Below are 578 nucleotides of genomic sequence, written 5' to 3'. Positions count from 1 at the left end.
TCGGACCTGAACGCGGCGGCGGCCGAGATCCGCGCCTCGGCGCAGGAGCAGGCGGCCTCGGTGGAGGAGCAGTTCGCGGCGGTGCAGGAGACGGCGGCGACGGTGGACGAGATCACCCATTCGGGCGCGCAGATCACGAAGCGGGCCGGCGAGGTGATCGCCACCGCCCAGGCCACGGCCCAGACCTCGCGCCAGGGCCTGCGCGCGGTGGCCGACACGGCGCGGGCGATGGACGCGATCCGCGAGCAGGCGGAGGCGGTGGCCGGCAACATCGTGACGCTGTCGGAGAAGACCCAGACGATCGGCGACATCATCGAGACGGTCAACGACATCTCGGAGCGCACGCACCTGCTGGCGCTCAACGCCGCGATCGAGGCGGCGGCGGCCGGGGAGAGCGGGCGGAGCTTCGCGGTGGTGGCCTCGGAGATGAAGCTTCTGGCCGATCAGGCCAAGGCGGCCACCCTGCAGGTGCGCGGCATCCTTTCGGAGATCCAGCGCGGCATCAACACCTCGGTGATGCTGACGGAGGAGGCGGTCAAGCGGGCGGCCACCGGCAAGGCGCGCTCCGACACGACCCA

Annotated in this window: 1 protein-coding gene; it reads left to right on the top strand. The window is 72.0% G+C overall.

Annotation, left to right across the window (positions count from 1 at the left end):
• Positions 1-578, top strand: a 578-nt coding sequence (locus FV230_RS29110; protein WP_246695064.1) for a methyl-accepting chemotaxis protein, incomplete at both ends; no start/stop codon positions are given.

The organism is Methylobacterium sp. WL6 (genome assembly GCF_008040095.1).
Taxonomy (GTDB): Bacteria; Pseudomonadota; Alphaproteobacteria; order Rhizobiales; family Beijerinckiaceae; genus Methylobacterium.
The sequence above is the reverse complement of the archived record's forward strand: the minus strand, read 5'-3'. Positions and strand labels throughout refer to the sequence as shown.